We start from the raw sequence: 20,513 nt of genomic DNA on the forward strand, positions 1-20,513 counted from the left end.
CTCTCTTCCGTTAGAGGCTGATCGCGGGACGACAGATGACATTGCGCCATCCAAGCGGCATCGACGAAAAGGTCGTCGCCAAGGTCGTGTCCCGACGTGGGCGTCTTCATGCCTTCGAGAGCCTGAACCCGGCGCTGACCGCGCTCGTCGTCATCGATCTGATGCGCGCCTCGGTCGAGAATGACGAAGCCTGCCGCGAGATCGTCAGCCCGATCAACCGGATGGCGGCAGCGTTGCGAGAGCGCGGCGGCACGGTGGCATGGGTCACCGCAGCGCCGATGCCGCTGGAGAGCCCTGTCCTGGCGGCGATCCATGGCCCGCAGCGCCTGCGCCATTTCCAGGACGGCGCCCGGCGCGAAGACCCACGCTCGCGGCTCTGGCACGAACTCACGCCGCAGCCCGGCGACATCCACGCCATGAAACAGGGCTACAGCGCCTTCTTCCCGGGGCGTTGCGACCTGCACGCGCAATTGCAGCGGCGCAAGCTCGACACGCTGCTGATTGCCGGGACGGTCACGAATATCTGCTGCGAATCTTCGGCTCGCGATGCTGTGGAGCTGGGCTATCGCATCGTCATGGTCTCGGATGCGAATACGGGCCACGCCCACGGCCTGCACGAGGCTTCACTGGCGACGATCTACCGCTGCTTCGGCGATGTCAGGCCGACAGCGGAGGTTCTGGAATTGATCGCGGCTGGAGCCGGATGATGTCTCTCATCTAAGTGCGAGAGCAGGAGCAATGCTCCAAACTTTTAAAAGCGATCACGTTTTTCGCATTCGGATGGAAGCGTCCGGATGCGACGTGATCGAGGGCGCGAAGCGCCCTGCCCGGCCAGCGCCTCAGCGCCCTGGCGTCCAGGCCTCGTAGTCGCCGGTTGCCGGCGGGCGGTGGCCACCAGTCAGCGTCGAGCCCTGCGGACGATAGGCCAGGGCCGTGCCGGTCCAGTTCTGCTGATGCGGCTCTTGCCACTCGCGCGGCTCGTAGCGCTCCTCGGAGGGCGCGACATCGACGGTGTGATGCAGCCAGCCATTCCAGCCCGGCGGGATCTTGGAGGCTTCCGCTTCGCCGTTATAGACGACCCAGCGACGCTGGATGCCGAGCGCCTTGTCCTTTACCCCGCCCTTGGTGCGGTAATAGACATTGCCGAACTCGTCGGCGCCGACGCGCTCGCCGAAGCGCCAGGTATGGAAGCGCGTGCCGATGGTCTGGCCGTTCCACCAGGTGAAGATCTGGAGCAGGGTCTGCTTCATTGCTCTCGTCCACGTCGGTCGGGGCTCGCGCGACTTATGGCGATAGCGCGCCACGCTGTCTAGCCTTGGCTGCCTCGGCCCAGGTGCCGATTTCCTCTTCAGCCTTACCGTTGCAGCGTATCAGACTCAGAAGGTCGAGCACCTGCGAATCCGTGGTTTCAATCCTGCGCGTTTTCTTGTTCCGGGAGATCACATTTGTCGGCGTGATTCGTGTTGTGGAAGCGATCAGGGTCGCCGAGACTTCATAATCGAGAGGATCAGGCCCCTGGCTTGCGCCGCTGGACTGCTGCGACCGAACCATCTGCTGGGCGACGGCGCTTAATTCCATCTTGAGATGCGCGGTCCCCCCGGAAACCATCGTGCTGGTGAATGTCACGAAGTTGACCGTGCCATTGGCGGAAATCCCAGTCTTATTGATGGTAAGACCCTGACCCAAGGTGCGGCATCCCGCCCTCAGCGTTGCCCACTCACCGGCGAAGGCGGGCGCCAACGGCTCCTGTTCGGTACAACTTCCCAACCCTAGGATCGTCGCAAGGAAAGCAGCGCGGCGCATCGGTCACCTCTCAATGTGGATAACACCGCGCATTCATGATCTAGCGGGCTTTAATTCCGGGCTAAATTTCGCTTGCAATGCCGTAGACCGCGGAAAGCCCTCCTTCATGATGCGCCGTCGCTCAGCCAAGCCGTGACCGATCCTTCGGCAACAGCCGTGCAAATGCGATCAGCAACAAGTCTCCTCTGTCTTGCACCTTTCGACGCAGCATCCTGTTCCGCTTGCGACCTGCACTGCAGGTCTCGCAGCTACCCGCATACCCGGCCACGATTCGGCCTTGATTCGAGACCGCGCCCATAGCGCCCGGGTTTCGCGAAGCCCGCATGGATTCAAGCACTTGATCGCGCCGCTGCAGATGCCGCTTTCGTCCGTGGTCGAAAGATCGCCCAGCTAACCATGGGTTAACCATGACAGCGCGCATTTGATGCGTTTCTTCGGCGCGCGACTGTGGCAAGCTGGCACTGCGGAGAGGATTCGTCCCGCGATTCCCAAGGCTTAGCAGCGGCCTTGAAACTTATCCCCATAACTCACACATACCTACCAGATGTCGTGTCCACAGGGTTTGATGCGCACTAATCCTTGACGAGGCGGCCCATTCGGGACTAAATTTTGACGGTCGCGTGACGGCCGGCGGAAACGCCAATCGACACCCGCAAAAGAGTTTCCAGAAGGGTCGAGGCGATCATCACGTGGCATGCCGGCAACGGCGGCGGCGAGCGATTGTTTGCGGACTATTTTGGCCGCAACCGGACGAGCGAAGGCGGGACATAGCCGCCGCGACGTCCACAGGGCACAAACCGAGTTGGGCTGACATCAGGAGCCGGTGATCAACCGGCCGCGCGGGGCTCAGGAAGCCCGCGGCATTGCATGGGGATACGAGATCATGCGCATTGAGCGCCGCTACACCTCCGCCGGCCAATCGCCCTACACGGCGATTCCGTTCCGCTCTGCCGTCAGCGAGATCCGCAATCCCGATGGCTCGATCGTGTTCCGGCTTGAAGGCATCGAGGTGCCCGAATCCTGGTCGCAGGTCGCCAGCGACGTGCTCGCGCAGAAATACTTCCGCAAGGCCGGCGTTCCGGCGGCCCTGAAGAAGGTCGAGGAAAACGACGTCCCCTCCTTCCTCTGGCGCTCCGCGCCCGACGAGGCCGCGCTCGCCAAGCTCCCGGAAGCCGAGCGCTTCGTCTCGGAGATCTCGTCCAAGCAGGTCTTCGACCGGCTCGCCGGCTGCTGGACCTATTGGGGCTGGAAGGGCGGCTATTTCTCCTCTGAAGGAGATGCGCAGGCTTTCCATGACGAACTGCGCTTCATGCTCGCGACCCAGCGCGTCGCGCCGAACTCGCCGCAATGGTTCAACACCGGCCTGCATTGGGCCTATGGCATCGACGGCCCGAGCCAGGGCCATTTCTACGTCGACTTCAAGACCGGCAAGCTGGTGAAGTCGAAGTCGAGCTACGAGCACCCGCAGCCCCATGCCTGCTTCATCCAGGGCGTGCAGGACGACCTCGTCAACGAGGGCGGCATCATGGACCTCTGGGTCCGCGAGGCACGCCTGTTCAAATACGGCTCGGGCACCGGCTCGAACTTCTCGCTGCTGCGCGGCGAGGGCGAGAAGCTCGCCGGCGGCGGCCGCTCCTCGGGTCTGATGTCCTTCCTCAAGATCGGCGACCGGGCTGCGGGCGCGATCAAGTCGGGCGGCACGACGCGCCGCGCCGCCAAGATGGTCGTGGTCGATGTCGACCACCCCGATATCGAGACCTATATCGACTGGAAGGTGCGCGAGGAGCAGAAGGTCGCCGCCCTCGTCACCGGCTCCAAGGTCGTCCAGAAGCACATGAAGGCCGTGATGAAGGCCTGCGTGAACTGCGAAGGCGATGGCGATTCCTGCTTCGACCCCGAGAAGAACCCGGCGCTGAAGCGCGAGATCAAGCTCGCCCGCAAGGCGATGGTGCCCGACAACTACATCAAGCGGGTGATGCAGTTCGCCAAGCAGGGCTACACCGATATCCAGTTCGATATCTACGACACCGACTGGGATTCGGAGGCCTATCTCACGGTCTCGGGCCAGAACTCGAACAACTCGGTCTCGCTGACCGACGACTTCCTGCGCGCCGTGGAAACCGATGGCGACTGGAACCTGACCGGCCGCACGACCGGCAAGATCACCAAGACGCTGAAGGCCCGCGACCTCTGGGAGAAGATCGGCTACGCCGCCTGGGCCTCGGCCGATCCGGGCCTGCACTTCAACACCACGATGAACGACTGGCACACCTGCGCGGCCTCCGGCCGGATCCGGGCGTCCAATCCGTGCTCGGAATACATGTTCCTGGACGACACGGCCTGCAACCTGGCCTCGGCCAACCTGCTGCAGTTCTATGATCGCGAGGCCAAGGCCTTCGATGTCGCAGCCTATGAGCATCTCTGCCGGCTCTGGACGATCGTCCTCGAGATCTCGGTGACGATGGCGCAGTTCCCCTCCAAGGAAATCGCCGAACTCTCCTACGAATACCGCACGCTCGGCCTCGGCTACGCCAATATCGGCGGCCTCTTGATGACCATGGGGCTCGGCTATGATTCCGACGAGGGCCGCGCGCTCGCCGGCGCGCTGACCGCGGTCATGACCGGCGTCTCCTATGCGACCTCGGCCGAGATGGCGGCCGAGCTTGGCCCCTTCCCCGGCTACAAGAAGAACGCCGCGCATATGCTGCGCGTCATCCGAAACCACCGCGTCGCGGCCCATGGCCAGGCTTCGGGCTATGAAGGCCTGCAGGTCACGCCGGTCCCGCTCGACCATGGCACGCTGGCGCGCCTGGGCGGCTCCAGCGCCCTCCTCTCGGAGCGCGCCCGCATCGCCTGGGACAATGCGCTCGCGCTCGGCGAGAAGCATGGCTACCGCAATGCGCAAGCGACCGTGATCGCGCCGACCGGCACGATCGGCCTCGTGATGGATTGCGACACCACCGGAATCGAGCCTGATTTCGCGCTGGTGAAGTTCAAGAAGCTTGCCGGCGGCGGCTACTGGAAGATCATCAACGGCGCTGTGCCCGACGCTCTTCGCGCACTCGGCTACCGCGAGAGCGAGATCGCCGAGATCGAGGCCTATGCGGTTGGCCATGGCACGCTGGCGCAGTCGCCCGGCATCAATCACGGCTCGCTCAAGGCCAAGGGCTTCACCCAGGACAAGATCGACGCGATCGAGAAGGACCTGAAAGCCGCCTTCGACATCAAGTTCGTCTTCAACAAATGGACGCTGGGCGAGGACTTCCTCGTCAACACGCTTAAGGTGCCGGCTGAGAAACTCGCCGACATGTCCTTCGAATTGCTGCCCTTCCTCGGTTTCTCCAAAGCCGAGATCGAGGCCGCCAACGTGCATGTCTGCGGGGCAATGACCCTGGAAGGCGCGCCGCATCTCAAGCTTGAGCACTACAACGTCTTCGACTGCGCCAACCCCTGCGGGCGTATCGGCAAGCGCTATCTCTCGGTCGAGAGCCATATCCGCATGATGGCCGCGGCCCAGCCCTTCATCTCGGGGGCGATCTCCAAGACCATCAACATGCCCAACGACGCCACCGTTGAGGACTGCAAGAGCGCCTATATGCTCTCCTGGAAGCTGGCGCTGAAGGCCAACGCCCTCTACCGCGACGGCTCAAAACTCTCGCAGCCGCTGAACTCGGCCCTGATCTCCGACGAGGACGATGAGGACGACGCCGTCGAGGCGCTGCACCAGCAGCCGATGATGGCTCGCGCCGCCCATGTCGCCGAGAAGATCGTCGAGCGCATCGTCGAGCGCGTCGAGCGCAACCGCGAGCAGGAGAAGCTGCCGACGCGTCGTAAGGGCTACACCCAGAAGGCCAAGATCGGCGGGCATACGCTCTTCCTGCGCACCGGCGAATATGATGACGGCCGCCTCGGGGAGATCTTCCTCGACATGAACAAGGAAGGCTCGGCGCTGCGCGCCTTGATCAACAACTTCGCCATCTCGGTGTCGCTGGGCCTGCAATATGGCGTGCCGCTGGAGGAGTATGTCGACGCCTTCACCTTCACCCGCTTCGAGCCGGCGGGCTTCGTCCAGGGCAACGACTCGATCAAGAACGCGACCTCGATCCTCGACTACGTCTTCCGCGAACTGGCGATCAGCTATCTCGGCCGTTACGAGCTCGCCCATATCGACCCGAGCGAGGTCGGCAATATCGGGCTCGGCAGCAGCGGCCAGAACCAGCCGGCAGCGGCTGGCGCCACCCAGCAGACCTCGGTCTCGAAGGGGCTCGTCCGCTCGCGCGCCGACAAGCTGATGCTGATCCCGGGCGGCGCGGTGCCCGAAGCCCCGCGCCAGGCCAGCCAGGCGCATGGCTATGCCACGGCCGGTGCGACCGCGCTGAAGCAGGAGCCGGCCGAGCAGCCTTATGGCGAGGCGGAAATGGCCAAGCTCGGCTTCGCGGCCCCCGCTCCCGCCGGCCAGCCCAAAGCCTCCGAGCGTCGCGCCGAGGCGATCATGAAAGGCTATGTCGGAGACAGCTGCGGCGAATGCGGCAACTTCACCCTGGTCCGCAACGGCACCTGCCTGAAGTGCAACACTTGCGGCAGCACGACGGGGTGCAGCTAGTCTGCATCGATGGGGATTGAAAAGCGCGGCATAGTGTTGCCGCGATTGCAGGAAAAATTCCGCAAACTGATAAGCGCCGCCCGGTCCCACCGGGCGGCGTTTCGCTTAAACCAGGCAGCGAAGCTCGGCTTTAACGACGGCGGACAATCCAATGCTCCCCGCAACGGCACCGCTTCGGCGAATAGTGGAAGAAATCCTCTGCGTCGCTGCCAACTCGTTGATTGGTATTCCCCCCTTCCCCGCGCCCCTTCTATCGGATCTGTAAACGGAGCTCGCATGGCTCATTCCTTAATGGCGGTGCGAGGCAGTGAAGAACACGTCGGTCACCGGAAGGGAGCGGTTCCGGAGCCGGCCCATTGCCGACTCTGGTGACTTCCGCTTTTGGGTAGCGCGGGGCCGTCCGAATTTAGGTCGTCAAAGACCTTCACGGTGTTTTCAGCTCGCTAGCGAATCCAACACGGCGGCGGCTCCCTATCGACGTCGAGTACAGACCGATATACGCCAGCTTTGCATGCCAATGGGCAAATCGCCGTTTCGCCGTTATCAAAGGGAAAGATAGCGGCAGCGAAACAGCCAGCGAGTTTTACATGAAAGACGGCCCATACCAGATCGGCGTGACCCTGCTGCGCCTGGTTCATAGCTACGATAACGCAGGCGATCTCTTCAAAGCGATCCGCAAGGCCCATCCCGACGCCAAGAAGAAGGACATCGTCCTCGCCGCTCTCGGCGTGATGATCGATCAGTCGCAGACCGATGAGATTGCGACCAGGAAGCTGCATGCGATGGCCATGGAGAACCGTGCCGAGGTCTAGGCGTTGCTTGATGGAACCGCGAACGCGGATTTCCGTTGGGAACGTGGGGCGACCACGGGACTTCACAAGTTGCCTAAGTTACGGACTACGCTCACTTTCCGTCTTCCGGCGCTTGCAAACCGGCCTAAACCCCGCTCTATCGTCGCCCATGACGAGGACGCCGAGCGGTGGGGCGATACTGTGACGCAAGGCGACACTGCCTCCGCACCACTGTTACTTGCGGCGCTGGGCTGGACGGATTTCTTTGCAGATCAATGCGAACCAGACGACGCCTGCCTCCGGCCTGCGCGCATCGACACTGTGCACCGCAGCCGCATGAGCGCAATCACACCCGATGGGCCGATCAGGCTCAAGCTGCCGGTCCATACCAATACAGGCGACTTCACGGTGGGTGACTGGGTTCTGGTGGAGCCCGGCACGCATCTGCTACGGCGCCGGCTGGAGCGCGCGACGGTGTTGGCGCGGCGCACCGAGGGCAGCATGACGCCGCAGCTTGCCGGGGCCAATATCGACACACTGTTCATCGTCACCTCCTGCAATGCTGATTTCAACGTCGCGCGCCTGGAGCGCTATCTTGCGCTGGCCAATGAGAGCGGAGCCGAGCCCGTCATCCTGCTGACCAAGGCCGATCTCGTGCCGGACGTGCAGCCCTATCTCGACCAGGCCGCCGCCCTGCAGCGCGGGCTGGCTGTTGCAACCGTCAATCCGCGCAGCCCTGACGCGGCGGCTGCCTTCGCGCCCTGGTGTGGCGAGGGCCGCACCCTCGCCCTGGTCGGCTCGTCCGGCGTCGGCAAATCGACGCTTGTGAACGCGCTTACCGGCACCATCGAGGGCGAACCGCAGCAGACCGGCGACATCCGCGCCCACGACGCTAAGGGGCGCCACACCACGACGTCGCGCTCGCTGCATGCGATTGCCTGCGGCGGCTGGGTGATCGACACGCCGGGCATGCGCACGCTCCATGTCAGCGATGCGGCGTCTGGTCTCGAAACGCTGTTCGCCGAGATCACGGAACTCAGTCCGCTCTGCCGCTTCCGCGACTGCACCCATGAGCACGAACCCGGCTGCGCGGTTCAGGAGGCAGTCGCCAAGGGCGTGATCGACCCTGAGCGTCTGGCACGCTGGCGCAAGCTCGACCTAGAGAACAGGGCAAAGACGCCGCAGGTGAAGGGGCCGAAGGGAAAGCGGCGGTAGGCGGGGCGTCCATCTCCGTGCTGGCCATGATCTTTCGACCCCTTTCGTCATGCTCGCACTCGAGGCCGATATCCACGTCTTCGCGCTGATTCTGCCGAGCCCAAACCTCAGCCGCTCGCGCCCTTTTTCACGGGGCGGGTTCTCGACCTCTTGTCCTGGTCGAGCTCGTAAGCGCGTTGGTCAGGATCCGCCAATCGCGTCTGATCGACGATTTCGTCGTGCCGACCCTCCTCCAGGAAACGACGCTGAACCTCGTGACCTCGCGCGGCTGACCGCAGCATCAGCGCGCCCTGTGCTCGGCACGGAATTTCTCGGCCGAGACGTGCCAATGCTGCTCGCCGGGCGCTCATAAAGCGCCTCATCGCCCAGATCGACTGCTGGAGCGGCTTGAATCTCTAATGCGGCGAGCGATCTCCGCGTCCGATTATCGCCACATGCCCCGCATTTGCGCACGCACATCGATCCTCGGCCCATTGCTGGGAGACCGGCTGGTGTCCACCGTCGCGACACGCGGCCAGGCGCAGCGCTCGAAATGCCCGAGCAGGCCGTTGGGAATGAACCGCGTCCGGTTCGCATAGACATGGCGGTCGCCAGTCGATGATTGGCCATGGGTGAAGAAGCGCTGCGGCACGACGAGATGCAGGTCGTCCTTGGCGCGCGTCATCGCGACGTAGAGCAGACGGCGCTCTTCCTCGATCTCCTCGGACGTGCCGGCGCCGAGATCGATCGGGATGCAGCCATCGACGACGTTCATGACGAAGACCGATTTCCACTCCTGGCCCTTGGCCGAATGGATCGTCGAGAGGACCAGGTAGTCCTCGTCGAGCAGCGGTACGCCAGCCTGATCACTGGTCGCATCGGGGGGATCGAGCGTGAGTTCGGTCAGAAAGCGCTCGCGCGACGGATAGCCTCCGGCGATCTGCTCGAGCTGGACAAGGTCGGCTTGTCGCGTCGAGGCGTCTTCATGGATGCGCTCCAGATGGGGCTCGTACCAGAGCCGCGCGCGCCCGATCTCAGCGGGCCAGCCACAGCCGCCCGAACGCAGCTCGGCGACAGCAATCTGGAGGCCTGTCCAGTCCTCGCCGGCGCGAGGTGGCGCGGGAGCGTCATGCAGCGCCGCGATGGGGTCGCAGGCCTGGGCCATATGGTCGAGCACGCGCTGCGCCGAGGTCGGCCCGACGCCGGGCAGAAGCTGCAGGATGCGGAAACCGGCGACGCGGTCGCGCGGATTCTCGACGAAGCGCAGCAATGCCAGCACGTCCTTGATGTGGGCAGCGTCGAGAAACTTCAGGCCACCGAACTTGACGAAGGGGATGTTGCGCCGGGTCAGCTCGATCTCCAGCGGGCCGCTGTGATGCGACGCCCGGAAGAGCACCGCCTGCTGCTTCAGCGTGGATCCCGCCTCGCGGTTCTCAAGCACCCGCTCGGCGATGAAGCGAGCCTGATCGGCCTCATCACGCACATGGACGAGTTGCGGCGCCGCGCCGGCGGCTCGATCGGTCCAGAGATTCTTGGTGAAGCGTTCGGCTGCCAGGTCGATGACGCCATTGGCTGCCGCCAGGATGGCGCTGGTCGAGCGGTAGTTCTGATCGAGCGTGATGATCTCGGCCGGTGGCGAGAAGGCCGCGGGGAAGTCGAGGATGTTGCGGATCGTCGCTGCCCTGAAGGAATAGATCGACTGGGCATCGTCGCCGACGACGGTGAGCCCGTGGCCCCCCGGCTTCATCGCGAGCAGGATCGAGGATTGGAGCCGATTGGTGTCCTGATACTCGTCGACCATGACATGATCGAAGCGCCCGCCGATATCGGCGGCAAGGTCAGGGTCGGCCATGACCTGGGCCCAGTAGAGCAGCAGGTCGTCGTAATCGAGCACGTTCTGGCTCTGCTTGGCCTCGACATAGGCCGCAAACAGATCCCGCAGTTCTGCCGCCCAGGCCACGCACCAGGGAAAGGATCGGCCAAGGACATCCTCGATCGGCATCTCCGCATTCACGCAGCGCGAATAGATCGACAGACATGTCGCCTTCGTCGGAAAGCGCGCTTCGGTCTTGGAAAAGCCGAGCTCGTGCCGGACGAGGTTCATCTGGTCGGCGGCGTCCTCGCGGTCATGGATCGTGAAGGCAGGATCGAGCCCGATCTGATCGGCATAGTCGCGCAGCAGGCGCGCGCCGATCCCGTGGAAGGTGCCGGCCCATGTCAGCGCGTCCGCCAGCACGCCGGCGCCATCGCCAAGTACCTTTCGGGCGATCCGCTCGACGCGCTTTGCCATCTCAGCTGCGGCGCGGCGGGAAAAGGTCATCAGCAGAATGCGGCGCGGGTCGACGCCGCTGACCATCAGATGCGCCACGCGATGGGCGAGCGTGTTGGTCTTGCCCGAGCCGGCACCAGCAATGACGAGGAGCGGCGAAGCGAAAGGGGAGCCGACGCCGTGAATGACCGCACGACGTTGCGCGGGGTTCAGCGTGTCCAGATAGGAAATCGGGGTTATGGCGTTCATCTATTCCAGCCCGCGCTCGCCGGCACGTCGTTGGAAACGAACACCAGCGATAGGCTGCGCTTGGTTCTCTGGACCATCAGACCTCGTCCTCAACGTCCAAGCGTCGGGCGCCGGCCGAGAACACGCCACGGATAAAGCCGCGCGATACAGCTTGCTGCGCATCCCGAATCAACGCGGCCTGATCATGCAGCAGGGCTCGCATCGCCGCTCGGGCATCCCCGTTGAATTCGGCCAGAACCTCGTCGATTTCCTGCTCTGAAACCTCCAGCGCGGTCTTTTCAAGCGGCTGCGGCGACATCGATTGCGTTCCCGGAAATGCGAACGTAATGAGAACGTAGCTGCCTGCGGAGTCAAGCCATGGCCAATGTCGATACGTTCTTCCTTCAACCCTTCAAAACGCACCGCAAGCGGCTCGTGCCGGGGCAGCGGGTGCTGGCGAGGACGAAACATCACGCGATCAACGACGGGGAGCGCATGGCGCGCACCGCCGAGGGGCTCGCCGTGATCCATGTCACCGCCGACGATGAAACCGGCGAGGTCAGTGCGCTCGCCGTCCTGGCGCGCCATGGCGCGATTCCCGAGGAGTTTGAAGAGCAGATCCGCGCACTGTGACGTCCTCTCGAGATCGAAACGTCAGCGCAGGGACATCCAGGCCGGAGCGACAGGCGAGCCTGCATCCGCCTCCTCGGGAGGCAGGGTGACGTTGAACGTATGCCGCGTGTAGTTCCCCGACAGCCTCAATCCCTTGGTCGTCGTGACGGCGGGCCCCTCGATTGTGAAGCGCCGCCCATTCTCGGAGCACCAAGCACCGTCGATAGCGTCCGCATGGGCTGGACTCATCGCGCAGAAAGTGAGTGCTTCGACCGCACCTGCAAGAGCCAGATCCTCCCTCTTCATCGGTTCCCTCCTCCGTGGTGACCGGTCGCCAGCGACAGCCACAATGAGAGGAGGTCTCATCAAAGCGAAGCATTTCTTGTAATTAGAATAATTCAAAACTAGATAAAGCAGGCCAGCCCGGCATCCTTTCGACCAGGATGATTCCGCCATGACGACCGTCGCTGCCTCCGCACCGCTCTGCCCCGCCAGCGCACAGCCCTGTATCTGCTTCCGTCCATTCGAGCGCTCCTGTTCGGCGAGCGCGGTGGAGCAGGCCAGGCGCTCGCCCGGCTGGTTCGGGGACCGTGTCCCGCGAGCCCTGAGCCTGTTTGGTCATGACGTCGAGACCGTCGAAGTCCTGCGGGTCGCGGCCGTCGCGGTCTCGGCCGCGCTTGTCTGGTTCCAGGTCGTCAACCCGGTGGCCGGCTGGGACGTGATCGGCGCGGCAGGCCTGCTATTTGGCGCCTGGCCAATCCTGCGTGAAGCGTTCGAGAATATCAAAGAGCGGCGAATGACCATGGAACTGTCCATGTCGATCGCCATCCTGGCGGCCGCAGCGATATCAGAGTTTTTCACCGCGCTGGTCGTCACCTTCTTCGTGCTCGTCGCCGAGGAGTTGGAGCATCTGACTGTCGATCGCGGACGGGCTGCCATCGCTGACCTCATCGACGTGATGCCTCATGAGGCGACGGTGCGCCGCGCTGGCGTGATCTCACTGGTTCCAATCGATACGATCATCGTCGGCGACCGCGTCTTAGTCGCGCCCGGCGAGAACATCCCTGTCGACGGTGTCGTGAGATCGGGCCTGTCCTATGTCGATCAGGCGCGCATCACGGGCGAATCCATGCCGGTCAAGCGCAGTGCAGGGGATGCCGTTTTCGCCGGCTCCATCAATCAGTCCGGCGCGCTCGACATCCAGGTCGATCGCATCGGCCGCGATACGAGCTTCGGGCGCATCATCGATGCGATCGAAAACGCCGAGCAATCGCGGGCTCCGGTCCAGCGCCTCGCCGATCAGCTGGCTGGCTATCTCGTCTATTTCTCCTTCGCCGCGGCGATTGTTACCTACCTGCTCACAGGCAACATCCGCGACACGATCTCGGTGATCATCGTCGCCGGCGCCTGTGGCGTCGCGGCAGGAACGCCTCTGGCGGTGCTCGGCGGCATCGGCCGCGCGGCGCGTAACGGCGCAATCATCAAGGGCGGCATGCACCTTGAGATGCTCGGCCGGATCGACACGATCGTGCTCGACAAGACGGGCACGCTGACCTTCGGCGAACCGCGCGTCTCGGCGATCCATCCGGCTGCAGGACGCACAGGGGCCGACCTGCTCAGGCTGGCGGCATCGGCCGAACTCCGCTCCGAGCACCCGCTGGCCAGGGCGATCGTGGCGGAGGCTCGCATTCGCGAGATCGCGGTGCCGGAGCCCGACAGCTTCGACTACACGCTCGGGCGCGGTGTCGCGGCGAAGTTGGGCGATGAACGCATCCTGATCGGCAGCGTCAAGCTTCTACAGGCTGAGGGGATCGACGTTCCCGCCGACCGAGCGGGCGACGCCGTCTCCTCCGAGGTCTGCGTCGCGGTCAACGGGCTCTATGCCGGGGCTTTCGCCGTCGCAGACGAGGTGCGTCCGGAGGCCGCGGACGCTATCCGCGCCCTGCATGCGATGAAGATCCGCACCATCCTGCTGACCGGCGACAATGCCAAGGTGGCCGAGAGCGTCGGCACCAGCTTAGGAATCGATACGGTCGAGGCTGGCATGCTGCCCGAGCAAAAGCTGGAGCGCGTGCGGGCGCTGGTGGCGTCCGGCGCCAAGGTCGCCATGCTCGGCGACGGCATCAACGACGCGCCGGCTTTGACGGCTGCGAGCGTCGGGATCGCGATGGGCTCGGGTACCGACGTCGCCAAGGAGAGCGCCGACATCGTCCTGCTTGCCAACAACCTGGAGCGCCTCGTTGAGACGGTTCGGATCGCCCAGCGCACGCGCGGCGTCATCTGGCAGAACTTCTCCGGTACGATCGCAGTCGACGCTCTCGGCATCGCCCTTGCCGCGTTCGGCTTCCTGAACCCGCTCTTGGCTGCCTTCATCCACGTCTCGTCGGAGTTGATCTTCATCTCCAATTCGGCACGGCTCCTCTCGACCGCCGATATGACGCGGCTTCCGCAGATCGCGCCAGAAACCGAAGCATCCAGCGCCGTAAAGGCGATCAGTCGATAGGAGCCGGTGGCCCTCGTAGAATCCGACCCTGGTCCAGGGCGCGCTAAAGCGTCACTGAATTTTATTCGCCCGCCATGCGGCGACGAAACAGAATGTGAGCCGTCCGATGCCTACAACAGTTTCAGCGCCATCGATTGCAACGCCCCCCTACGACAGTGTCGCGCGCATGCTTCATTGGCTGATGGCTTGTTTGATCCTGGCTGTGTTTCTGCTGGGCCTGCTGGTGGATACCTTCCCCAAGACCTGGGAACACGGCATCGTGGAAACCCACAAGGTGCTCGGCGTCGGCATCCTGCTGCTCGTAGCCGTCCGCTTCGCCTGGCGCCTGGTCCACCGTCCGCCGGCATCCGAGCATGTCAGCCCGCTGCTGGACCGTGCGGCCTGGCTGGGACATTACGGTCTTTATGCCCTGATGTTGGCCGTTCCGGTGATCGGGCTGGTCTATACGGCCCTGCGCGGGCAAGGCATCGACTTCGGCCTATTCTCGATCCCGCCAATCATGGAACGAAATCGGGAGCTCGGCCGCACCGTCCGCGAAGTACATGAGCTCGCGGCCTTTGCGCTGATCGGCCTGGCCAGCATCCATGCGCTCTTGGCTCTCTGGCACCACTTCATCCGCAAGGACACGACCCTATTGCGGATGCTCCCGGTCAAGCGCTGAGGAAAGTGCCCAGGCCCGAGTGAATTCGCCAGTCGGCACTTTTCGGTCGAAGGGAACGAAGGCCAAGGCTGCGATCGCCAGGACCGCGACCAGCGCCCAGGCTTCGTTGCGACTGCACCAGAGCCGCCTTCTCGACCAGCGGTGTCAAAAGCGCTTCTGCCTGCGCATCGAGCGGTCCCGGCGGCCGGGCCGCTATCAGCTCAAGCGGCACGCCGATGAACTTCGCCGTCTCGACGTCGCCGGCCTGCGACCTTTCCATGATAGCCGTGCCGTGAGTGGGCGAGCGGCTGTAGATGACCGTGTCGATCAGGGCGAGGCCGATCGCCCCACCGAGGTATGCGGCGCTGCGCTCGGGCCAGCCGAGGGGCTGGAAATACCAGTCGAGCGGCTTGACGGCATATCGCCGGTCGATGACCGAGGTCTCGAACACACGAGCGAGGCGTTGGAAGTCTGGATATCGCTCGGCAAAGCTGTGATGCGCGGCTGCGGCGACGTCGCGCTGCTTGAACTCGTGAGGTGGAACGGCACTGGCAACTGCGACGAGGTGACTGGATCGGCCATCGGCACTTTCAGGCACGGCGCCCGCAATCGCCCGACACGGACGGGGATGCTGCACCCTGCTGACTACGGTTCAGACAGCTCTTAAATTCCAGAGTTTGGCTGCGTGATTCCGACGCGCTTCGACAAGGCCGCGCCTGATGGGTATTTTCCGACTCTGTACCCACCTCGCTCAACATGCCCTTTGAAAAGCGGCCAGGACGTTCTGGGACAATTGAGCACGCTGCAGGCGAACCGCTGCTCTCGCGACGCGAATACACCGAAGCGGAACTCTTCAGGCAAGGCTTGTTTTTCTACGGATCCGATATGTTGTTTATCTGGCCGAATGATGTTGCACCGAGGTTTTAGGCTGCGTGAGGGCGGCGCGAGTTCAACGGTCTTGATCGGGGGGAAACGATATTTCAAAAACGGGACGGTCCAACATCACCGAGAGCCATGGCCGGGTCCGCGATCTGAGCGTTTGGCTCGCGGATGCAAACGCGGGGCTCAGCAAAGAGGCGCAGTTCCACGGCTTTTTAGAGGAAAGTCCCGATGCCATTGTTATCGTTGACCAGACTGGTTGCATTAGTTTTGCCAGCACCCGCGTCGAGGCCATGTTCGGTCACGTTCCGAGTGACCTGACTGGAGAACCGCTTAGCATCCTAATTCCAGAACGGTACAAAGACCTTCATGCGGGTCGTCTTGATCGTTTTATAAGCAATCCCATTCCCCGCATGATGGGCACCGGCTTGGACCTAAGGGGTCTTCGTAAGGACGGCAGCGAATTCCAGGTCGAGATCAGCTTGAGCCCGCATCGTACCGACGACGGAATGGTCGTGGTCGCCGCTATAAGGGATGTAGAGGTCGCCAAGCGGTTGCAGGAGCTGCTGTTGGGGGAACTGCATCACCGGGTAAAAAACATGTTGGCGACGGTGATTTCGATTACCTCACAGAGCTTGCGAACAGCGCAAAGCCTGGAAGAAGGCCGGTCAGCTGTCGCGAGCCGATTGGTTGCCTTGGGCAGGGCGCATGATCTGCTTCTTGAATCAAAATGGCTGGGAGCGAAATTAAGCGACATCATTCATGACGCTATCGAGCCGTTCGATAGCCAGGACGTCCGAAGATTTGTGGTTCAACATACTCCCGTTCAGATCGCTTCTGAGGTGGTCCTGCCGCTCACCATGTCTCTGAACGAACTATGCACGAATGCGGTCAAGTACGGCGCTTTGTCCACCGCAACGGGGCGCATCGACATTACATCGACTGTCGACGACAAAGCGCAACGGCTAAAGCTGACATGGACGGAGAGTGGTGGCCCGGCGGTCCGGGAGCCGTCTCGACCCAGTTTCGGGACACGCCTCATCAACGGCCTAGCCGATCAGCTTCATGGTAAAGTTCGATTGAAATATGAGCCGACAGGACTCGTATACGAGCTCGACATTCCTCTTGCCCGATCTCCAGGCGCGTAAAGGCGCAACTTTCTATCGGTCGGCAACCTTGCGCAGTGCGATTTCGATCTGCCCCCCGCAGTAAGTATCGCCGTAATCGTGGCGGGCTCTTTCGGCCAGGCTGGCCAGGGCCGGTATGGCGGCTACGCGGCGTGCAAGTGAACTGGTCAAGGGCGCGGCACGGTCGAAGATCGACGCGATTTCGGTAAACCGCTCCGCCATGGTCATCCACAACGTCGCGGTCACGACGTCGGCGATCCCTGGCTCCCTTCCGCCCAGAAGAAAGCCGGCCTCTTCAGTCAGGCCGTGCCGACGACCGGTCTCTTCCCAGAAGGACATCCACTTTTCCAGACGTGGCACGAATGCGCGCCACTTGGCGTCGGTCCACATCGACTGGCCTCCCTGGAGCGTGAGTTCATCGATGACGTCATTGGCGTCGTTGACGATCTTCATCATCAGCGCTCGCAACGGCACCGCTGCCGGCATGCGCTCCAGCGTCTCACCGAGGTAGAGGACGATCGCGGGCATCTCGGCGATGGCGAAGTCGTTGACATGGTCGATCAGGAGCGGCGGGCCCATGAAAGGAACGGGCATGTCCTCGACCGGCCGCTTCATCAGCTTGCCGATTTCCTCGTCTCCAGCCTCGCGCCACTCCTTGCCTGCCCAGGCGAGCACCGCCCGAACGAACTGGCCTCGAAACGGAACCGACCAGTAGTAGAGCGTGTAGTCCGGCATCGGCGGGGTCCTCCATGGTGGATGCGATGGTCGTCAACGCGCAGGAGGAGATTTCTGTTCGGCCCAAGCCGGCTTTCCGTTGGGCAAATACAGGCGGCACGTCAGTACGCCGTCCACGGCCGCCTCGATGGAGCGGCTGTGGCCATCGTCCAGATCGGCCGGAAGGCCGCTGCTTTTCTCGATCGGCCACGCGCCAAGTGTGAACCGGCATGCCATGTGACCCGCGTCAGCGCTCAAGCTTATTAGAGCGTCGTGGGGTCATGCGGTATGACAATCCCAAGGTCAATTCGAATGCCTATTCACATCCGGAGCGCGAGCGAATGCGGCCGGTGGGTATTTTCCGACTCTGTACCCATCCCGCTCAACATGCGCCTTTGAAATGCGGCCAGGGACATTCTGGGACAGTTGAGCACGCTGCAGGCGATCCGAGCGGCGCGCACATCAACCGGCCAATCCGCTCCACCCGCTCGCAAGGAAAACACCATCATGAAGGGTTTCGTCGGCGACATTGAGGATCTCACCGAGGCAAATGCCGATTTTCGGCGCGTCCTCTACACGGGCAAGCATCTTCAGCTCGTCTTGATGTCGCTGAGCCCCGGAGACGATATCGGGGAGGAAATTCATGCCGATCGCGATCAGTTTTTCCGCATCGAGAAGGGCAAGGGGCACTTCCTGATCGACGGCATCACCCACAAGGTCAAAGGCGACGACGCCTTCCTCGTGCCAGCAGGCGCCAGCCACAATCTGACCAATATCGGCGACAAGCCGCTCAAACTCTACACGCTTTACGGCCCCCCAAACCACATCGACCGACTGGTCCAGACGTCGAAGGGAGAGGCGCAAATCTCGAACGAGACGTTCACGGGCAAGACGACCGAAGCGCGCTGAGACAAGCGCGGCTGCGCTATCGGTCGTCGTCACCGGAAAGCCGGCACAGGCCGTCGCGGCTGGGGCCCTGGCGGCATCCTGCCTATCGCTCGCAAAAGATCTCAACAGCCAAATAAGGATATGCTCGCATGTCGTCGCTCCCGGATGGCTCTCGCCTGGCCTGCTACGCAAGCATCATGATCCCCGTCAATCTCGGGCCGGGCGCAGATGGTCCGATCAAGGTCGCTGCATCGCTCGCTCACGGATATTCGAGTCGGTTGATCGGAGTGGCGGCCGAAAACCTCGAGTTCGCCTATTACGGTGACGGTATCGCCGCAGTCGATGCCGTCATGTTCGAAAGCGCCAAGCAAACGAATGCCGACAACCTTGCCAAGGCGGAAGCTGTGTTTCGCCGTGCAGTCGGGACGACGCACGTTGCCGAATGGCGCTCCGCCACCTGTGCGATGCGCGATTTCGTCCTGACGCAGGCGCGTGCGGCTGACCTCGTGGTGCTTGCGCGGCAAGGACCGTCCGACCCTGAACAGGGGAACATGGCCCTTTCACCAGGCTCGCTGGTCATGGACCTCGGGCGGCCCATCCTCGTTGTTCCGCCTGGCGTCGAGACCCTGTCTGCCCAACGCGTCGTGGTCGCCTGGAAAAACACGCGCGAGGCACGGCGCGCAGTCTGGGACGCGTTGCCGCTGCTGAAGCGGGCTGAATTCGTCATGGTAACCTCGGTCGGCGACGACGCCGAGACGCAAGGCGCCAGCGATGTCTGCCAGTATCTGGTCGAACACGGCGTCTCAGCCCGCGCCGTCCTTCGGCTCGGCGAGAGCAAATACGCGATCGATGAACTGACCGAGCTTGCCGCACTGGAGCGCGCAGACCTGATCGTCGCAGGCGCCTACGGGCATAGTCGCGCGCTCGAATGGATCTTCGGTGGCCTGACGAACGACTTGCTGGAAACGACACCTGTCTGCTGCCTGCTGTCGCATTGACCGGCATGCCAGTCGAGATCGCCCCGGCTAGGCTGGCGAGGAGCTCTCGCTCACCCATGCCGTGCTCTACGGCCTGGGTGTCACGATCGGTGCGGGCATCTATGTCCTTGTCGGCTTGGCCGCAGATCGCGCCGGCATGCATGCGCCGCTCGCGTTTGTCGGCGCCGCGTTGGTGATGGCCTTCAGCGCGGCGTCCTTCGCCGAACTCGGCACGCGCATGCCCGTCAGCGCCAGCGAAGCGGCTTATGTCCAGGCCGCCTTCAGTCGAAAGTGGCTCAGCCTCGCGATCGGCCTGCTCGTGATCGCGGCCGCGACAATATCGGCCGCGACGATCAGCGTGGGGAGCGTCGGCTATCTCAAGGTCTTCCTCGATCTGCCGGATCGCTGGCTCATCGTCGGCGTCGTCGTCACGATGGGGGCCATCGCGTGCCTGTCCACGGCGCAATCGGTCACGGTCGCCGGCATCATGACGCTGATCGAAGTCGGCGGGCTCGTGCTGATCATCGTTGCGGGACTGGCCGCCGGCACGGGCGTCGTTACGCGCCTTCCCGAAATCTGGCCGGCGTCAAGCGATCTGGCGGCCTGGATTGGTATCTCCGGTACCACGTTGGTCGCCGTCTTCGCCTTCATCGGCTTCGAGCATCTGGTGAACATCTCGGAAGAGATGAAAGACCCGACGCGCACCTTGCCGCGGGCGCTCTTCCTGACGTTGGGCATCACCGCGCTGGTCTACGCCTTGATCGTCTGGATCGCGGTCGTTGCCGTCCCTCCACAGGAACTCGCAGGTTCGTCGGCTCCACTCGCTTTGGTCTTCGAGCGCCTGACCGGCATGCCCCTGATCTGGATGAGCATGATTGCCGTGGTGGCGACGCTCAACGGCATCATCGTCCACATGATCATGATCTCTCGCGTGATCTACGGGATCGCGGAACAAGGGCAGTTGCCCCGCTTACTGACGCGGCTCAACCGCACGACCGGTACGCCCCTGCTCGCAACCCTGATCGGCATCGTCTTGGTGCTGTTCCTGGCGCTGGCCGTTCCGCTTGCTGGCCTCGCCGACCTGACGGCCCGGTTCACGTTGGCGATCTTCTCGATCGTGAATCTATCGCTGATCGTCATCAAGAGCCGCGAGCCAACCGCACCGCCGGGTGTCTTCATATGTCCAATATGGGTTCCGACGGGAGGCCGGCTGTCGAGCCTCGCCTTGCTGGGGCTCGACCTGCACGTGAACTGACACGGGCGGGCGGCTGGCTTATGTCCTGAC

General features: G+C 63.2%; 18 protein-coding genes and 1 pseudogene. 11 read left to right on the forward strand and 8 right to left on the reverse strand.

Annotation, left to right across the window (positions count from 1 at the left end; translation table 11 throughout):
• Positions 1–35: 35 nt before the first annotated feature.
• Positions 36–707: a cysteine hydrolase gene (locus RMR04_RS14910; RefSeq protein WP_311915372.1), complete on the forward strand. Its 672-nt coding sequence runs from the start codon at positions 36–38 to the stop codon at positions 705–707.
• Between the two features lie 132 nt (positions 708–839).
• Here the strand turns inward: RMR04_RS14910 and RMR04_RS14915 are convergent, their stop codons facing one another.
• Entirely contained in the window at positions 840–1,250 is a 411-nt protein-coding gene (locus RMR04_RS14915; protein ID WP_311915373.1) for an NADH:ubiquinone oxidoreductase subunit NDUFA12, read from the reverse strand.
• A 34-nt stretch (positions 1,251–1,284) separates the two neighbouring features.
• A complete protein-coding gene (locus RMR04_RS14920) occupies positions 1,285–1,803 on the reverse strand; it encodes a hypothetical protein (protein ID WP_311915374.1) in 519 nt (172 codons plus the stop codon).
• 883 nt (positions 1,804–2,686) lie between these two features.
• Here RMR04_RS14920 and RMR04_RS14925 point away from each other — a divergent pair.
• The 3 genes from RMR04_RS14925 (at position 2,687) to rsgA (ending at position 8,412) form a co-directional block, all read left to right on the forward strand.
• On the forward strand, positions 2,687–6,406 hold the full coding sequence (locus RMR04_RS14925) for a vitamin B12-dependent ribonucleotide reductase (protein WP_311915375.1): 3,720 nt from the start codon (positions 2,687–2,689) through the stop codon (positions 6,404–6,406).
• A gap of 587 nt (positions 6,407–6,993) precedes the next feature.
• Positions 6,994–7,218: a hypothetical protein gene (locus RMR04_RS14930; RefSeq protein WP_311915376.1), complete on the forward strand. Its 225-nt coding sequence runs from the start codon at positions 6,994–6,996 to the stop codon at positions 7,216–7,218.
• Positions 7,219–7,398: 180 nt separating this feature from the next.
• Positions 7,399–8,412 (forward strand): ribosome small subunit-dependent GTPase A, encoded by a 1,014-nt coding sequence (gene rsgA / locus RMR04_RS14935; protein WP_311915377.1) that lies wholly within the window; start codon positions 7,399–7,401, stop codon positions 8,410–8,412.
• 424 nt (positions 8,413–8,836) lie between these two features.
• On the opposite strand, the gene RMR04_RS14940 is transcribed toward rsgA, so the two are convergent.
• Both RMR04_RS14940 and RMR04_RS14945 read right to left on the reverse strand, forming a co-directional pair.
• Positions 8,837–10,909 (reverse strand): ATP-dependent helicase, encoded by a 2,073-nt coding sequence (locus RMR04_RS14940; protein ID WP_311915378.1) that lies wholly within the window; start codon positions 10,907–10,909, stop codon positions 8,837–8,839.
• Positions 10,910–10,985: 76 nt separating this feature from the next.
• Positions 10,986–11,207 carry a hypothetical protein gene (locus RMR04_RS14945; RefSeq protein ID WP_311915379.1) on the reverse strand — a complete coding sequence of 74 codons (222 nt, stop codon included), beginning with the start codon at positions 11,205–11,207 and terminating at the stop codon, positions 10,986–10,988.
• 59 nt (positions 11,208–11,266) lie between these two features.
• Here RMR04_RS14945 and RMR04_RS14950 point away from each other — a divergent pair, with 59 nt between their 5' ends.
• The gene (locus RMR04_RS14950) at positions 11,267–11,521 is read left to right on the forward strand and encodes a hypothetical protein (RefSeq protein WP_311915380.1); all 255 of its coding nucleotides are present in this window, start codon (positions 11,267–11,269) and stop codon (positions 11,519–11,521) included.
• Positions 11,522–11,542: 21 nt separating this feature from the next.
• Here the strand turns inward: RMR04_RS14950 and RMR04_RS14955 are convergent, their stop codons facing one another.
• Positions 11,543–11,806: a hypothetical protein gene (locus RMR04_RS14955; protein WP_311915381.1), complete on the reverse strand. Its 264-nt coding sequence runs from the start codon at positions 11,804–11,806 to the stop codon at positions 11,543–11,545.
• A 148-nt stretch (positions 11,807–11,954) separates the two neighbouring features.
• Between RMR04_RS14955 and RMR04_RS14960 the strand changes: the two genes are divergently transcribed.
• Together RMR04_RS14960 and RMR04_RS14965 are read left to right on the forward strand one after the other, a co-directional pair.
• The gene (locus RMR04_RS14960) at positions 11,955–14,003 is read left to right on the forward strand and encodes a heavy metal translocating P-type ATPase (RefSeq protein ID WP_311915382.1); all 2,049 of its coding nucleotides are present in this window, start codon (positions 11,955–11,957) and stop codon (positions 14,001–14,003) included.
• A gap of 106 nt (positions 14,004–14,109) precedes the next feature.
• Positions 14,110–14,664, forward strand: coding sequence for a cytochrome b (locus RMR04_RS14965; RefSeq protein WP_311915383.1), 555 nt, complete (start codon positions 14,110–14,112; stop codon positions 14,662–14,664).
• Here RMR04_RS14965 and RMR04_RS14970 read toward each other — a convergent pair.
• Positions 14,654–15,241 (reverse strand): beta-ketoacyl-[acyl-carrier-protein] synthase family protein, encoded by a 588-nt coding sequence (locus RMR04_RS14970; RefSeq protein ID WP_311915384.1) that lies wholly within the window; start codon positions 15,239–15,241, stop codon positions 14,654–14,656. The genes RMR04_RS14965 and RMR04_RS14970 overlap by 11 nt on opposite strands.
• 523 nt (positions 15,242–15,764) lie before the next feature.
• Between RMR04_RS14970 and RMR04_RS14975 the strand changes: the two genes are divergently transcribed.
• A complete protein-coding gene (locus tag RMR04_RS14975) occupies positions 15,765–16,670 on the forward strand; it encodes an HWE histidine kinase domain-containing protein (RefSeq protein ID WP_311915846.1) in 906 nt (301 codons plus the stop codon).
• A gap of 12 nt (positions 16,671–16,682) precedes the next feature.
• Here RMR04_RS14975 and RMR04_RS14980 read toward each other — a convergent pair whose 3' ends face one another.
• Complete coding sequence (locus RMR04_RS14980) at positions 16,683–17,384, reverse strand: glutathione S-transferase (protein ID WP_311915385.1); 702 nt, start codon at positions 17,382–17,384, stop codon at positions 16,683–16,685.
• Positions 17,385–17,453: 69 nt separating this feature from the next.
• Positions 17,454–17,579 (reverse strand): annotated as a pseudogene (locus tag RMR04_RS14985) (exodeoxyribonuclease III); the annotation flags it as partial.
• A gap of 291 nt (positions 17,580–17,870) precedes the next feature.
• Between RMR04_RS14985 and RMR04_RS14990 the strand changes: the two are divergent.
• The 3 genes from RMR04_RS14990 to RMR04_RS15000 all read left to right on the forward strand — a co-directional run bounded on the left by RMR04_RS14990 (position 17,871) and on the right by RMR04_RS15000 (position 20,483).
• A complete protein-coding gene (locus RMR04_RS14990; protein ID WP_311915386.1) occupies positions 17,871–18,272 on the forward strand; it encodes a cupin domain-containing protein in 402 nt (133 codons plus the stop codon).
• Positions 18,273–18,448: 176 nt separating this feature from the next.
• Positions 18,449–19,249, forward strand: a complete 801-nt coding sequence (locus RMR04_RS14995) for a universal stress protein (RefSeq protein WP_311915387.1) — start codon at positions 18,449–18,451, stop codon at positions 19,247–19,249.
• Between the two features lie 61 nt (positions 19,250–19,310).
• On the forward strand, positions 19,311–20,483 hold the full coding sequence (locus tag RMR04_RS15000; protein ID WP_311915388.1) for an APC family permease: 1,173 nt from the start codon (positions 19,311–19,313) through the stop codon (positions 20,481–20,483).
• The last annotated feature ends 30 nt before the right edge of the window (positions 20,484–20,513 follow it).

The sequence above is a fragment of the Bosea sp. 685 genome, assembly GCF_031884435.1.
GTDB lineage: Bacteria > Pseudomonadota > Alphaproteobacteria > Rhizobiales > Beijerinckiaceae > Allobosea.

What these genes read in the sequence shown, in the direction of transcription:
- RMR04_RS14930 (WP_311915376.1), top strand. Translation starts at nt 6,994, where the DNA reads ATGAAAGACGGCCCATACCAGATCGGCGTGACCCTGCTGCGCCTGGTT.
- RMR04_RS14955 (WP_311915381.1), bottom strand. Translation starts at nt 11,806, where the DNA reads ATGAAGAGGGAGGATCTGGCTCTTGCAGGTGCGGTCGAAGCACTCACT.
- RMR04_RS14920 (WP_311915374.1), bottom strand. Translation starts at nt 1,803, where the DNA reads ATGCGCCGCGCTGCTTTCCTTGCGACGATCCTAGGGTTGGGAAGTTGT.
- RMR04_RS14945 (WP_311915379.1), bottom strand. Translation starts at nt 11,207, where the DNA reads ATGTCGCCGCAGCCGCTTGAAAAGACCGCGCTGGAGGTTTCAGAGCAG.
- RMR04_RS14980 (WP_311915385.1), bottom strand. Translation starts at nt 17,384, where the DNA reads ATGCCGGACTACACGCTCTACTACTGGTCGGTTCCGTTTCGAGGCCAG.
- RMR04_RS14960 (WP_311915382.1), top strand. Translation starts at nt 11,955, where the DNA reads ATGACGACCGTCGCTGCCTCCGCACCGCTCTGCCCCGCCAGCGCACAG.
- RMR04_RS14915 (WP_311915373.1), bottom strand. Translation starts at nt 1,250, where the DNA reads ATGAAGCAGACCCTGCTCCAGATCTTCACCTGGTGGAACGGCCAGACC.
- RMR04_RS14990 (WP_311915386.1), top strand. Translation starts at nt 17,871, where the DNA reads ATGAAGGGTTTCGTCGGCGACATTGAGGATCTCACCGAGGCAAATGCC.
- RMR04_RS14910 (WP_311915372.1), top strand. Translation starts at nt 36, where the DNA reads ATGACATTGCGCCATCCAAGCGGCATCGACGAAAAGGTCGTCGCCAAG.
- RMR04_RS14925 (WP_311915375.1), top strand. Translation starts at nt 2,687, where the DNA reads ATGCGCATTGAGCGCCGCTACACCTCCGCCGGCCAATCGCCCTACACG.
- RMR04_RS14950 (WP_311915380.1), top strand. Translation starts at nt 11,267, where the DNA reads ATGGCCAATGTCGATACGTTCTTCCTTCAACCCTTCAAAACGCACCGC.
- RMR04_RS14965 (WP_311915383.1), top strand. Translation starts at nt 14,110, where the DNA reads ATGCCTACAACAGTTTCAGCGCCATCGATTGCAACGCCCCCCTACGAC.
- RMR04_RS14995 (WP_311915387.1), top strand. Translation starts at nt 18,449, where the DNA reads ATGATCCCCGTCAATCTCGGGCCGGGCGCAGATGGTCCGATCAAGGTC.
- RMR04_RS14940 (WP_311915378.1), bottom strand. Translation starts at nt 10,909, where the DNA reads ATGAACGCCATAACCCCGATTTCCTATCTGGACACGCTGAACCCCGCG.